General features: G+C 63.3%; 18 protein-coding genes. 12 read left to right on the top strand and 6 right to left on the bottom strand.

Translation table 11 applies throughout. The features are described from left to right. The 3 genes from Q0C64_RS11615 to Q0C64_RS11605 all read left to right on the top strand — a co-directional run. Window positions 1–212 (top strand): hypothetical protein (locus Q0C64_RS11615; protein WP_294123941.1); only part of this gene is annotated, 212 nt, incomplete at its 5' end. Between the two features lie 85 nt (window positions 213–297). Then, complete coding sequence (greA, locus tag Q0C64_RS11610) at window positions 298–774, top strand: transcription elongation factor GreA (RefSeq protein WP_294123946.1); 477 nt, start codon at window positions 298–300, stop codon at window positions 772–774. A 4-nt stretch (window positions 775–778) separates the two neighbouring features. Then, on the top strand, window positions 779–1,405 hold the full coding sequence (locus tag Q0C64_RS11605; protein ID WP_294123938.1) for a rhomboid family intramembrane serine protease: 627 nt from the start codon (window positions 779–781) through the stop codon (window positions 1,403–1,405). Window positions 1,406–1,408: 3 nt separating this feature from the next. Here Q0C64_RS11605 and Q0C64_RS11600 read toward each other — a convergent pair whose 3' ends face one another. From Q0C64_RS11600 to Q0C64_RS11580, 5 genes are read right to left on the bottom strand one after another with little or no spacing between them, the layout of a single operon-like run. Further along, on the bottom strand, window positions 1,409–1,645 hold the full coding sequence (locus Q0C64_RS11600) for a DUF4170 domain-containing protein (RefSeq protein ID WP_294123936.1): 237 nt from the start codon (window positions 1,643–1,645) through the stop codon (window positions 1,409–1,411). Window positions 1,646–1,682: 37 nt separating this feature from the next. After that, window positions 1,683–2,078 carry a hypothetical protein gene (locus Q0C64_RS11595; protein WP_294123934.1) on the bottom strand — a complete coding sequence of 132 codons (396 nt, stop codon included), beginning with the start codon at window positions 2,076–2,078 and terminating at the stop codon, window positions 1,683–1,685. Further along, the gene (locus tag Q0C64_RS11590; RefSeq protein WP_294123932.1) at window positions 2,075–2,503 is read right to left on the bottom strand and encodes a hypothetical protein; all 429 of its coding nucleotides are present in this window, start codon (window positions 2,501–2,503) and stop codon (window positions 2,075–2,077) included. The genes Q0C64_RS11595 and Q0C64_RS11590 overlap by 4 nt, the downstream gene beginning before the upstream one ends. Beyond that, entirely contained in the window at window positions 2,500–2,835 is a 336-nt protein-coding gene (locus Q0C64_RS11585) for a phage holin family protein (RefSeq protein WP_294123930.1), read from the bottom strand. Before Q0C64_RS11585 ends, Q0C64_RS11590 begins: the two co-directional genes overlap by 4 nt. A gap of 3 nt (window positions 2,836–2,838) precedes the next feature. Continuing rightward, window positions 2,839–3,336 carry a hypothetical protein gene (locus Q0C64_RS11580; protein ID WP_294123929.1) on the bottom strand — a complete coding sequence of 166 codons (498 nt, stop codon included), beginning with the start codon at window positions 3,334–3,336 and terminating at the stop codon, window positions 2,839–2,841. 149 nt (window positions 3,337–3,485) lie between these two features. Here Q0C64_RS11580 and eno point away from each other — a divergent pair, with 149 nt between their 5' ends. The 8 genes from eno to Q0C64_RS11540 all read left to right on the top strand — a co-directional run bounded on the left by eno (window position 3,486) and on the right by Q0C64_RS11540 (window position 9,811). After that, on the top strand, window positions 3,486–4,775 hold the full coding sequence (gene eno / locus Q0C64_RS11575; protein ID WP_294123927.1) for a phosphopyruvate hydratase: 1,290 nt from the start codon (window positions 3,486–3,488) through the stop codon (window positions 4,773–4,775). 99 nt (window positions 4,776–4,874) lie between these two features. Beyond that, window positions 4,875–5,192 carry a septum formation initiator family protein gene (locus Q0C64_RS11570; protein ID WP_294123925.1) on the top strand — a complete coding sequence of 106 codons (318 nt, stop codon included), beginning with the start codon at window positions 4,875–4,877 and terminating at the stop codon, window positions 5,190–5,192. A 132-nt stretch (window positions 5,193–5,324) separates the two neighbouring features. After that, window positions 5,325–6,332: a pyruvate dehydrogenase (acetyl-transferring) E1 component subunit alpha gene (gene pdhA, locus Q0C64_RS11565; RefSeq protein ID WP_294123944.1), complete on the top strand. Its 1,008-nt coding sequence runs from the start codon at window positions 5,325–5,327 to the stop codon at window positions 6,330–6,332. Then, the gene (locus Q0C64_RS11560) at window positions 6,332–6,787 is read left to right on the top strand and encodes a hypothetical protein (protein WP_294123924.1); all 456 of its coding nucleotides are present in this window, start codon (window positions 6,332–6,334) and stop codon (window positions 6,785–6,787) included. The genes pdhA and Q0C64_RS11560 overlap by 1 nt, the downstream gene beginning before the upstream one ends. Beyond that, the gene (locus Q0C64_RS11555) at window positions 6,777–8,180 is read left to right on the top strand and encodes a pyruvate dehydrogenase complex E1 component subunit beta (protein ID WP_294123922.1); all 1,404 of its coding nucleotides are present in this window, start codon (window positions 6,777–6,779) and stop codon (window positions 8,178–8,180) included. The genes Q0C64_RS11560 and Q0C64_RS11555 overlap by 11 nt, the downstream gene beginning before the upstream one ends. 88 nt (window positions 8,181–8,268) lie before the next feature. Beyond that, window positions 8,269–8,829 (top strand): hypothetical protein, encoded by a 561-nt coding sequence (locus Q0C64_RS11550; protein ID WP_294123920.1) that lies wholly within the window; start codon window positions 8,269–8,271, stop codon window positions 8,827–8,829. A gap of 68 nt (window positions 8,830–8,897) precedes the next feature. Further along, window positions 8,898–9,338, top strand: coding sequence for a histidine kinase (locus tag Q0C64_RS11545; RefSeq protein ID WP_294123918.1), 441 nt, complete (start codon window positions 8,898–8,900; stop codon window positions 9,336–9,338). A gap of 56 nt (window positions 9,339–9,394) precedes the next feature. Continuing rightward, window positions 9,395–9,811, top strand: a complete 417-nt coding sequence (locus Q0C64_RS11540; RefSeq protein ID WP_294123916.1) for a DUF559 domain-containing protein — start codon at window positions 9,395–9,397, stop codon at window positions 9,809–9,811. Here the strand turns inward: Q0C64_RS11540 and trmFO are convergent. Next, window positions 9,749–11,122 carry a methylenetetrahydrofolate--tRNA-(uracil(54)-C(5))-methyltransferase (FADH(2)-oxidizing) TrmFO gene (gene trmFO, locus Q0C64_RS11535; RefSeq protein WP_294123914.1) on the bottom strand — a complete coding sequence of 458 codons (1,374 nt, stop codon included), beginning with the start codon at window positions 11,120–11,122 and terminating at the stop codon, window positions 9,749–9,751. The genes Q0C64_RS11540 and trmFO overlap by 63 nt on opposite strands. A gap of 34 nt (window positions 11,123–11,156) precedes the next feature. On the opposite strand from trmFO, the gene Q0C64_RS11530 reads away from it, so the two are divergent. Beyond that, a partial coding sequence (locus tag Q0C64_RS11530) for a DUF488 family protein (RefSeq protein WP_294123943.1) occupies window positions 11,157–11,291 on the top strand: 135 nt, incomplete at its 3' end.

The following is an 11,291-nucleotide window of genomic DNA, read 5'->3' as shown; positions in this document are numbered from 1 at the left end:
ATGGCGACGTCCAGCTGGTGTTCAACACCACCGAGGGCTGGCAGTCGCTGAAGGACAGCCAGACGATCCGCGAGGCGGCACTCAAGAACAAGGTGCCCTATTACACCACGGCCCCTGCCAGCCTGGCGACCGCACGGGCGATCGAGGCGCTGCGCGGGCACGCGCTTGAAGTAAAATCGCTCCAATCCTATTATTCCGCCTCGAAGAACTGATTTTCCCCTTAATCCGCTCATCGATGCGCTGCCCTGCTGGAGCGGCGCCGGGGCGGGTTTTGGCAAGAGAGACAAAGGGTAAGTGATCATGGCGAGCGACAAGGTGCCGATGCTGGCCGAGGGCTATCAGCAGCTGACCGAGGACGTGAAGCGCCTCAAGCTGGAGCGGCCCGAAGTGATCGACGCAATCGAGGAAGCGCGCGCTCACGGCGACCTTTCCGAGAATGCCGAATATCATGCCGCCAAGGAGCGGCAGGGGCAGATCGAGGCGATGATTGCCGACATCGAGGACCGGCTCAGCCGGGCGCTGGTGATCGATCCATTGACCCTTAGCGGCGACAAGGTGGTTTTCGGTGCGACCGTCACCCTGCTCGACGAGGACGACAAGAAGGTCCGCTACCAGCTGGTCGGACAGACCGAGGCCGACGCCAAGGTCGGCCGGATCAGCTATAATTCGCCGCTCGGCCGCGCCCTGATCGGCCGCCAAAAGGGCGACGAGGTCGACGTGTCGACTCCCGCAGGTGACCGCTCCTACGAGATCGCCAAGATCGAGTTCATCTAAGTCCGTGCTGAAGCTGAAAAGCGCCACCGCGATCATTGCCATCATCACGGTGGCGGTATCGGCCATTGCCATCATGTTCGCCGGGGTTGATTTCTCGGCCCAATATGGCGGTTTCATTCCCGCTCGCCTGACCGGGCAGATGGCCTTGCCGGGCGCGGTTCCCGCCGTGCTGACCCTCTTGACCTCCGCGCTGCTGCATGGCGGCTGGCTTCATCTCACCATCAACATGCTGATGCTGCTGTTCATCGGCAGCCAGGTCGAGCGGGTGATTGGCGCCGGCGGACTGGTCTTCGCTTATCTGGTTGGCGCGCTGGTGTCGGCCGCCGCGCAATTCGCGGTCGATCCCGCCAGCACCATGCCGCTGGTCGGCGCCAGCGGTGCGATCAGCGCGCTGTTCGGCCTCTATGCCCTGTTCTTCGGACGGCCCAGGCAGGTCGTCAGGAATCAGAAGCTCAATCGCTGGATTCACGCCGCCTGGCTGCTCGCGACCTGGATCGTCCTGCAGTGGATGACCGGCTATCTGGCGGGAGGGGAGGGGGTCCTGCTGGCGACCCCGGCGCATATTGGCGGGTTCATCGCCGGGATGCTGCTGCAGCGCCCGTTGCTGCTGTGGCGCTACCGCAAAGCCTAGGCGTCAGCCCTTCGGCCGCGAAATGCCTTCCATGCCCGGCTCGAGCAGCCGGTGGAGGTGGACCACGACATATTTCATCTCGGCATCGTCGACGCTGCGCTGGGCAGCGCCGCGCCAGGCCTCTTCAGCCTCTGCGTAGCTGTCGTAGAGCCCGACCAGGTCGATATGCTCTAGATCGGTGAATTCGAGGCCCTGCGGGTCCTTGACCCGCCCGCCGAAGACGAGGTGAAGTTTGCTCATGGGCGGGCCGCTAGCACCAAAAGCATCGCTGCTTCAATCAGCCCTTGGTGCGCACCGCATCGACCGCTGCCTGGCCGCTAGATCGCGCTGCCTCGCCGATGCCGTCGATCAGGGACTGGACTGCACTCGCCCCGGCATCGCGGGTGATGTTGAGCTCGGACAGCTTTTCGCGGCCGGCCTCCTTGGCGGCGTCGAACGCGTCGCGGGCGCTGGTCGTGATCCGGCTGCCGGCCTTGCCCATCAGCCGCTGCTCGGCCCTGGTCCTGGGCAGCAAGGCCCCGACCAGCGCGCCCAGCGCCAACCCGCCGCCAAGCGCCAGCAAGGGCGACCCATCGACCTGCTCTTGGGTGCGTTCACGGGCGCTGTCATAGGCGTCAATCGCCCGTTCGCGGGCGCTGGGGGATTCTTTCGTGTTCTGCTGCCGGGCCATCATGCCTTCTCCGTTTTCTTGGGCGGTGCGCGCCGCGGGGTCCGGGCAGACCGCTTGGCCGGTGCCTTGGCTGGTACCTTGGCTGATTTGGCGGCTGCCTTCCGCTTCAACGCAGCCGGCTTCTTTCTGGGTTCAAACAATGGCGTCATGACGTCATAAAATTTGATCGTCGCCTTTTTTAGCGGGTCACGAGCGAGGAACATCGCCAATGCGGCGACGACGCTCCCCACCGCGACGGGCCGCTTGGCGACTGCATCGACGGCGTCCTCGGCGAGGTCGGCGCCCTTGTTCTTGGCCTTTTCCCACGCCTCGCCGGCCAGGGTCTTGGGCTGCAGCCGCTGCTGCAGTTCGCGGGCCGTGTCGAGCATCGCCGCCTTGGTCTTCTCAACCTCGATCCGCGCCGCCGAGATTTTTGGGCTGTCGCTCATTTGAGCTTCGCTATTTCCCGCTTGGCCAGCAGGAACAGCCCATAGGCTACGCCGAACGTGACCAAAGCCGCGACTAGTCCGCCAGCCAGCGGTCCGATCAAGGTGGCCAGCGCCATGACCAGCGTCATGCACAGCACCACGACTCCGGCAATCAGGAACAGCAGCGATGCCGCACCATAGATTGCCGGCTTCTTGGCCAGCTCGGCCTTTGCCTCGGCCTTGGCCTTGGCCAGCCCCAGCTCGGCCTTGGCATAGGCCTTGCCCTCATCGATCAGCTGACCGAACAGCGCGCCAATCGGCGCTTCCTCCTCGTCGACGCCCCCGCTCGCCATCGATCAGTCTTCTGCGTCGTCGCCACGGGCCTGGTCGAGGCCGGATTTGACCAGCCGGACCAGCGCGAAGCCGATGATTGCCGCTCCGGCCAGCGCCACGCCGGGGCTCTTGCGGACGAATTCGCGGGTGTCCTCGATCAATTCGTCAGGGTCCTTGGCGCTGAGCTTGCCGGCCGCTTCCTCGAGGGCGGTGGCAGCCTTGCGGGCATAGTCGCCATATTCCTCGCCTAGCCGCTCATCGAGCCCGGCGGCGGTGTCGCCAACCAGCTTGGACACATTGGCGAGCGCATCGCCGCCTCGTTCCAGCCCCTGGCCAACCAGTCCGCGCGCTTTGTCCGCCGCCTGGCCGGACAATTTGTCGGTGCCGGTCTTGATCTTCTCGATCGCCTTGTCGCGAGCAGTGGGTTCCCGCACGATCAGTGCCTCCTCATTTTCGGTCGATGCGCCGGATGCGATGGAGTCGTTGCCTTTCGGCAATTCACCTTCTTTGGGTTCAGGCATTGGTGGTCCTCCTTTTGCCTTTCAACCCGGCACGCCCGCTCATCGTTCCGGTCAGATAATTATCCCGTCGCCAAGTTGCACCCTTTGCCGTGCGCCGTATAGGGGCCGCAACGAACTCCACCGTGAATTTTATCGGAAAAGGGACCCGCATGACCGCGATCGTCGACATCCACGCCCGGCAGATCCTCGACAGCCGGGGCAATCCGACGGTCGAGGTTGATGTCACGTTGGAAGACGGGTCGATGGGCCGCGCCGCCGTCCCCTCGGGCGCCTCGACCGGCGCCCATGAGGCGGTCGAGAAACGCGACGGCGACAAGTCGCGCTGGGGCGGCAAGGGCGTCAGCGAAGCGGTCCAGGCGGTCAACGGCGCGATCGCCCAAGCGATCGTCGGTTTCGAGGCGGAAGACCAGACCGAAGTCGACGCGGCAATGATCGATCTCGACGGCACACCCAACAAGAGCCGGCTTGGCGCCAATGCGATCCTCGGCGTCAGCCTGGCCACCGCTCGCGCTGCGGCCGAGGCGCGCGGCATGCCGCTCTACCGCTATGTCGGCGGGACCGGCGCAACCCTGCTGCCGGTGCCGATGATGAACATTTTGAACGGTGGCGCCCACGCCGACAATCCGATCGATTTCCAGGAATTCATGGTGATGCCGGTCGGCGCGCCCAATTTCTCCGAAGCCCTGCGCTGCGGGGCGGAAATCTTCCACGCGCTGAAGTCGGCGTTGCATGCCAAAGGGCTCAGCACGGCGGTCGGCGACGAAGGCGGGTTCGCGCCCAATATCGCTTCGGCCCGGGCCGCCCTCGATTTTATCGGTGAGGCGACCGGCGCAGCGGGTTACAGGCTCGGCAGCGACGTGCTGATCGCGCTCGACTGCGCATCGACCGAATTCTTCAAGGACGGCGCCTACGTCATGGAAGGCGAGGGGCGCAGCCTGTCGCCCGAGGAAATGGCTGCTTACTTGACGGAGCTGGCCGACGCCTATCCGATCGCGTCGATCGAGGACGGCATGGGCGAGGACGACATGGCCGGGTGGAAGGCGCTGAGCGACAAGCTTGGCAGCCGAGTCCAGCTGGTCGGGGACGATCTGTTCGTCACCAACGAAAAGCGCCTCGCCGACGGCATCCGCGACGGCATCGCCAACTCGATCCTGGTCAAGGTCAACCAGATCGGCACGCTGACTGAGACCGCCAATGCCGTCCGGCTTGCCCAATCCTCCGGCTATACCGCGGTGATGTCGCACCGATCGGGCGAGACCGAGGATTCGACCATTGCCGACCTTGCGGTTGCCTTGAGCTGCGGCCAGATCAAGACAGGTAGCCTTGCTCGGTCGGACCGCACCGCCAAGTACAATCAGTTGCTACGGATCGAAGAGGAACTGGGCGATACCGCCAGCTATCCGGGGGTTGCGGCGATCAAGGCCTATCGGCCCAACTGAGTCTCTAGAGTCACACCTTCCTGCCACGGGGAAAATTTCTGTGAATCAATGGCATGAAAGCGCTTGCCTTCATGGCGTCTTTCTGATTCTTCTAAGCAAATGAGTGGGAACCGTCCCAAGAGCATTGGATTGATCCGCCGTTCGGCCTTGCCGGCGCTGGCCTTGCTCGTCGTAGGGACCTTCGCCGGGCACGCGATTGCGGGGCCCAATGGCCTCTTCGCGTGGCGCGGCTATGCCCAGCAGCTCGACGTCCGCAAATCGGAGCTGGCGACGCTGCAGGCCGAACGCGCCGAGTTGAAGCATAAGTCGGCGCTGCTTGATCCGCGCCGGGCCGATCCCGACCTTGCCGACGAGATGGTGCGCAAGGATCTTGGACTGGTCCGCTCCGACGAAGTCGTCGTTCCACTCGAAGACTAAACCCGTAAAGCTGACGCTACGGCATTGCCCTTTCGGGCCTGCCGCTCCTATAGCGCGCCGAAACAATAGTGAGTGGAGAGCTTCGTGGCGAAAACCGCCCGCAAAACCGCGAGCCATGTGGCCGCGCCCAGCCTGTCGAACCGGGAGCGACCGGCCGAGCCCAAGCGCTACAAGGCGTCGAAAGACGAGCTGCTCGATTTCTACAAGCAGATGCTGCTGATCCGCCGCTTCGAGGAGCGTGCCGGACAGCTGTACGGTCTCGGCCTGATCGGTGGCTTCTGCCACCTGTACATTGGCCAGGAGGCGGTTGCCGTCGGGCTGCAGTCAGCGATGAAGGTCGGGCGCGACAGCGTCATCACCGGCTACCGCGATCATGGCCACATGCTGGCCTATGGCATCGACCCCAAGGTGATCATGGCCGAATTGACCGGCCGCGAAGCCGGTATTTCCAAGGGCAAGGGCGGCTCGATGCACATGTTCAGCGTCGAACATGGCTTCTACGGCGGCCACGGCATTGTCGGTGCGCAGGTCGCGCTCGGGACGGGCCTCGCCTTCAAGCATCAATATTCGAAGGATGGCGGCACCTGCCTGGCTTATTTCGGCGACGGCGCGGCCAACCAGGGCCAGGTCTATGAAAGCTTCAACATGGCGAAGCTGTGGGACCTGCCGGTGATCTACGCGATCGAAAATAACCGCTACGCTATGGGGACGGCGGTTGAGCGCTCGGCGTCCGAGCCCGATTTCTACAAGCGCGGCGAAAGCTTCCGCATTCCCGGGATCCAGGTCGACGGGATGGATGTGCTGGCTGTGCGTGGTGCGGCTGAAGAGGCGATGGCCTGGACCCAGGCGGGGAAGGGTCCAATCATCCTCGAACTACTGACCTACCGCTATCGCGGCCACTCCATGTCCGATCCGGCGAAGTACCGGACGCGCGAGGAAGTGCAGGATTATCGCGAGCATCGCGACCCGATCGACCATGCCGCCAAGGAGCTGGAAAAGCTCGGTATTAAGGAAGAGGAACTCAAGGCAATCGACAAGGAAATCAAGGATATCGTTGTCGAAGCTGCCAAGTTTGCTGAAGAGGCGCCAGAGCCGGCACCGGCCGAATTATACACCGACGTACTGGTGGAGAGCTACTAATGTCGGTTGGCCTAGCCTTGTTTCTGGCCGCCGCGGGAATGAAATCCCTTCCAGGTTTGCCGCAATCACTTCATGAAGGCGAACTGTCCGCTTGTGGACCAACTTCGCTTGAAGCAGCTGAAAGTTGTTTGATCGATGCGCTCTCCAAAGAAGATTTGGAGAAATTGCTCGATCAAAGGACTGCAGCATTTCGTGGCGCCTTGGACTGCGCACTCGAAATTGAATGGCGACTTGCTGATCCAAACGCTCCGATGGCGAAGGTCATGAAAGAAAAAATTGGCGTGGAGCATCCTACAATGGCTGCCGGATCGATCATTCAGGATATTCAGCTTCGTGCAGCAGGTTCAGCGATGAACTGGGAGAGGGCGCAGCAGGCTGCAGCCTCAATACCATTGAACGAACATCCTACAACTTGCCCTTCATCAATCAAATCGGAGCGCGGAAATGGGAATTGAGCTGAAAATGCCCGCGCTCTCGCCGACCATGGAAGAGGGCACGCTCGCCAAATGGCTGGTCAAGGAAGGCGACAACGTCTCCTCTGGCGACATTCTCGCCGAGATTGAGACCGACAAGGCGACGATGGAGTTTGAAGCGGTCGACGAGGGGACGATCAGCAAGATATTGATCCCTGAGGGAACCGACGGGGTAAAGGTCGGCACCGTCATCGCGCTGATGGGCGGCGAGGGCGACGTTGCGGCTCCCAGGGCCGACGAGGCCAAATCGTCTGCTCCCGAACCCCAGACCGCGCCCATTCCTGAGCCGGAGTCGGTCACGCCGACGCCGCACCAGATGGAAACCGCCGCCCGCGAGCTGGTGGCTGATGTCGCCGCCACACGTGACGAGCCCGATGTTCCCGAAGGCACGCCGCTCAAGGAAATGACGGTCCGGGAGGCGCTGCGCGATGCCATGGCCGAGGAAATGCGCGCCGACGACCGCGTCTTTGTGATGGGCGAGGAAGTCGCGCAGTACCAGGGCGCCTACAAGGTCACGCAAGGGCTGCTCGACGAGTTCGGGCCGCGCCGTGTGGTCGATACGCCGATCACCGAATATGGCTTCGCCGGTCTCGGATCGGGCGCCGCGATGGGCGGCCTGAAGCCGATCGTCGAGTTCATGACCTTCAATTTCGCCATGCAGGCGATCGACCACATCATCAATTCGGCGGCCAAGACCAATTATATGTCGGGGGGCCAGATGCGCTGCCCGATCGTGTTCCGCGGGCCGAACGGCGCCGCGGCGCGGGTCGGCGCCCAGCACAGCCAGAATTACGGGCCGTGGTACGCCTCGGTACCGGGATTGATCGTGATCGCGCCCTATTGCGCGGCCGATGCCAAGGGATTGCTCAAGGCCGCGATTCGCAGCGAGGACCCGGTGGTGTTCCTCGAAAATGAGCTACTCTACGGCCAGAGCTTCGACGTTCCCGACGTCGAGGATTATGTCCTGCCGATCGGCAAGGCCAAGGTCGTTCGCCCGGGCAAGGACGTCACGCTGGTCAGCTACTCGATCGGCGTCGGCGTCGCGCTGCAGGCTGCCGAGCAGTTGATGCACGACGGGATCAGCGCCGAGGTCATCGACCTTCGCACGCTGCGCCCGCTCGACAAGGCGACCGTGCTGACTTCGCTGGCCAAGACCAACCGCCTGGTGGTGGTCGAGGAAGGCTGGCCGACCTGCTCCATCGCCAGCGAGATTATGGCGATCTGCATGGAAGAAGGGTTCGACGATCTCGACGCGCCGGTCACGCGCGTGACCAACGTCGACGTCCCGCTGCCCTATGCCGCCAATCTCGAGAAGCTTGCGCTGATCAAGGCGGATGACGTCGTGGCGGCAGCCAAGGCGGTCTCCTATCGCTGACCCAGGATCGGGGTCCGGGGCAGGCCTGAACGACCGCGACCTCGTCCGGCTCTATTGGCCGGCCGAGTTGCGGCCAGCCTTCGACGCCTTGTTCGCGATCGACGATGCCCTTGCCGAGGTAGTGACGTCGTCGACCCAACCGGCGCTGGGCGCGATCCGCCTGGCATGGTGGCGCGAGACGCTGGAGCGGCTCGATCACAACCCTCCGCCGCCAGAACCGCGCCTGCAGGCGGTCGCAGCCGAACTGCTGCCACGCGGCATCAGCGGCAAGGATTTGGCGGGCCTTGAGAACGGCTGGGCAACCCTGCTGGATGAGCAGCCGGACCAAGAGCGGGTCGGCAGGCGTGGCTCAATCCTGTTTGCGATGGCGGCGGCGCTGCTTGGTGGTGTCGATAATCGGCTCGATGCGGCCGGACGGTTTTACGCAACCCAGCAGGTCAGGCGTCTGCGGTTGGTCGCGTTCGAACTGTCAACAGAACAAGCAAACTCGGTAATCGGCCATCGTTTTCCCCGCGCGCTGCGCCCGCTGACTGCGCTGGCCCGCCTAGCCGCGCGCGATTTCAGGCAAGCGCCAACCATCGAGCCGGAGACAACGCCTGGCAGGGCATTGGCGTTGCTGTCTCACCGCCTATTCGGGACCATTGCCTAGGCGGATTGAACTTCGTCCGCTTTCGCCATAACCAATCATTGCCGGATCGCCCTTTGTTGGGAGGGCCTATGACCCGTTGGATCGCCGGCATCGCCGCAATATTGCTTCTCGTCACCGGCGCCGTCCTGGCGCTGCAAAGTCGTGCCGAGGCACCCGAATTACCGCCCGCGCCGGAGCCGCGGCTGGCTGCCGTTTCGACCCGCCTCTCGCCAATCCCCAATGCGCCGGAGGCCGATGCCAAAAGCAAGGAGGAGAAGCGCTTCGCCCGCGCGGACAAGGATGAAAATGGACGGATATCACTCGCTGAGCTGATCGAGCCTCGCCGCAATGCATTCGCCAAGCTCGACCTCGACCATGACGGTAAACTGAGCTTCGAGGAGTGGGCGGTGCGGACGATCGACAAATTCGCCGAGGCGGATGCCGACAAGAACAGGGCGCTGACCCCGGCCGAATATGCCACCACCGCGCCCAAGCCGAAGCCGAAGAAGCCGGCCTGCGCCTGCGGCTGAATTTCCTCCCCATCGCAAGATGGGGAGGGGAACCATCGAAGATGGTGGAGGGGTAAATGACGCCTCGTCGTGAAAAGAACGAAACCGTACTGCGGGCGCGAGCACTGAGACGCGACATGACCTTGCCCGAGGGTTTGCTTTGGCAGGAGCTTCGCAGACGGCCTGGTGGGTTCAAGTTCCGGCGGCAACCCCCGATTGGCCGCTGTGTCGTCGATTTCTACTGTCCAGCTGTGCGCCTAGTCGTGGAAGTGGATGGAATAGGCCATGAAATGGGCTCCAACCCAGAACGGGACGCTCGTCGCGACCTGTGGATGAGCGGTCAGGGTTTGCGCGTGATCCGATTCAGTGCTGTGGATGTCTTGCGAGACCTGAACTCGGTGGTGATTGCGATCGAGGAGGCTGCAAGGGAGTTACCCCTCCACCATGCTCTGCATGGTTCCCTTCCCCACGACTTCGTCGCGGGGAGGAACTGATTCCAACCACTCCTTCAAAGCCGATCTCGCCCGGTCGGTGTAGAGCCGCTTGCGGTCGGCCTTCTTGGCTTTCGGCCCTTCGATCGGGGGCATCAGGCCGAAGTTGATATTCATCGGCTGGTAGGTCTCGGCGTCGGCGCCGCCGGTAATGTGATTTAGCAGCGCGCCCATAGCCGTCTGCGGTGGCGGGGAGGGCATGGCGCGCCCTCGCACCTCGGCCGCAGTGAACCGCGCCGCCAGCAGGCCGATTGCGGCGCTCTCGACATAGCCTTCGCATCCGGTGATCTGCCCGGCGAAGCGAACGTGCGGCATTGCTTTCAAGCGCAGCTCGCCATCGAGCAACACCGGCGAGCGGATGAAGCTGTTGCGATGGATGCCGCCCAGCCGCGCGAATTCGGCATTCTCCAATCCCGGTATGGTGCGGAAGATGCGTACCTGCTCGCCGTGCTTCAGCTTGGTTTGGAAACCAACCATGTTCCACAGCGTACCAAGCGCATTGTCCTGCCGGAGCTGGACGCAAGCATAGGGCCAGCGCCCCGTACGTGGATCGTCGAGCCCGACGCCCTTCATCGGACCGTAACGCAACGTCTCGACCCCGCGCGCCGCCATCACTTCGATCGGCATGCAGCCTTCGAAATAGGGCGTGTCCTTCTCCCATTCCTTGAACTCGGTCTTCTCGCCCTCGTTCAGCGCGGCGACAAAGGCTTCATACTGCTCCCTGGTCATCGGGCAGTTGATGTAGTCCTTGCCGCCCTTGTCCCATCGGGCCGCCATCCAGCAGACGTCCATGTCGATGCTGTCGCGATGGACGATCGGGGCGATGGCATCGAAGAAGGCGAGGGCGTCGCTGCCGGTCACCTTGGCAATTGCTTTGGCAAGACCGGGCGCAGTCAGGGGACCGGTGGCGATGATGGTCAGGCCGGATTTCGGAAGCTCATCGATCCGTTCGCGCACCACTTCAATATTGACGTGGGCGGCAATGCGCGACGTTACTTCGGCCGCGAAGCCCTCGCGGTCAACCGCCAGCGCCGAACCGGCCGGCACCCGATGCAGGTAGGCCGCCGCCATGATCAGCGAATCCAGCGATCGCATTTCCTGATGGAGCAGTCCGACGGCATTATTTTCGGCATCGTCCGAGCGGAAGCTGTTGGAGCAGACCATCTCCGCCAGCCGGTCGCTCTCATGCGCCGGGGTCATGTCGCCGCCCCCGCGCATCTCGCTCAGGCGCACTTTCAGGCCCGCCTCGGCCAGCTGCCAGGCAGCCTCGGATCCGGCCAGCCCGCCACCGATGATATGCACGTCATAGGACATGGCGCTCCCCTAGGCCTTCGCCTAAAATGCGTCCATGCGCATCTTCACCATCGGCTATGAAGCGACGACGATGGGGGAATTCCTCACCGCGCTCCAACAAGCCGGGGTCAATCGGGTGATCGATATCAGGGCGGTGCCCAATTCACGCCGGCCGGACTTCTCCAAGGAT

It is taken from the genome of Sphingomonas sp., assembly GCF_023266535.1.
GTDB lineage: Bacteria > Pseudomonadota > Alphaproteobacteria > Sphingomonadales > Sphingomonadaceae > Sphingomicrobium.
Note: the sequence above shows the minus strand (reverse complement) of the source record. Positions and strands in the feature narration are given on the sequence as shown.